The organism is Streptomyces sp. NPDC046862 (assembly GCF_040704615.1).
Taxonomy (GTDB): Bacteria; Actinomycetota; Actinomycetes; order Streptomycetales; family Streptomycetaceae; genus Streptomyces.
On the sequence record NZ_JBEYXP010000139.1, the window covers coordinates 1 to 1,163 of the forward strand.

Consider the following 1,163-nt stretch of genomic DNA (forward strand, 5'->3'; position numbering starts at 1 on the left):
CACGTGGATGAGGACCAGTCCGAGTGCGGAGTCGTACAGCTTGCCGCTGGTGGTGATGCCGGGCAGGTCGATGAGCAGGTAGAGGCGGTACAGGGGGGTGATGATGACCTGCTGCGGCAGCAGGTTGCCCGCGGTGAACACCAGCAGCAGGAAGATGTTCAGCCGGAAGTCGAAGCGGCTGACGTAGAACGCGACCATCGACGCCAGCAGCAGCGTGAGCAGCACGGCCGGGACCGCGATGATCAGCGTGTTGACGAAGTAGTGCATCATGTCCGACTGCTCGAACGCGTTGGTGAAGTTGTCGAGGCTCAGCTTGTCCGGCCAGGAGACGTAGCCCTTGTTGCTGGTCTCCGCGTACGGGCGCAGGGCCGCGTAGACCGCCCAGAGCAGCGGGGCGAGCCAGGCCAGCGAGGTGCCGATGAGGAAGGTGTGCAGCAGGATCCGGGCGGGGCGGACCGGGGTGCGCTTCTTGGCGATGAGGGCCGTGCTCATGCGCGCCGCTCCTTCCGGAAGGTCGCGATCAGGTACGGGATGATGACCGCGAGGGAGATGACCAGCAGGACGACGGCGATCGCGGAGCCGTATCCGATGCGGCTGGACTCGCCGATGATGTTGTTGGTGATCAGGATCGACAGCAGCTCGGTGCCCTGGGCGCCCTTGTTGAAGACGAAGACCAGGTCGAAGGCGCGCAGGGCCTCGATGATGGTGACGACCAGGACGACCGTGTTCGTGGGGCGCAGGGTGGGGAAGATGACGTTCTTGAACGTCTGCCACTCGTTCGCGCCGTCGAGGGCGGAGGCCTCGCGCAGGGAGGGGTCCACGCCCTTGAGGCCGGCCAGGTAGAGGATCATCATGTAGCCGGTGTGCCGCCAGGACGCCGCCACCAGGACCGCCCACAGGTTCAGGTGCGGGTTGCCGATCCAGTCGATGTAGTGGCCGGGCTTGTTGGCCCCGATGAGGCTGTTGATCAGGCCGGTGTCGGGGTTGTAGACGAGCTGCCAGACGAATCCGGTGACCGCGAGCGAGACCACGACGGGGAGGAAGAACGCGGTCTGGTAGACGCGGGTGAAGCGGATCTTCTTGTCCAGCTGGACGGCCAGGAACAGGCCCATCGGCGTCGGGATCAGGATGAGCACGACGAACCAGATGATGTTGTGCTCGAC

Annotated in this window: 1 protein-coding gene and 1 pseudogene; both read right to left on the reverse strand. The window is 65.0% G+C overall.

Going from position 1 to position 1,163, the window contains the following annotated elements:
* Positions 1 to 492 (reverse strand): annotated as a pseudogene (locus tag AB0959_RS53000) (carbohydrate ABC transporter permease); the annotation flags it as partial.
* On the reverse strand, positions 489 to 1,163 hold a 675-nt coding region (locus AB0959_RS53005), incomplete at its 5' end, for a sugar ABC transporter permease (RefSeq protein ID WP_366834215.1). The pseudogene AB0959_RS53000 and the gene AB0959_RS53005, both read right to left, overlap by 4 nt.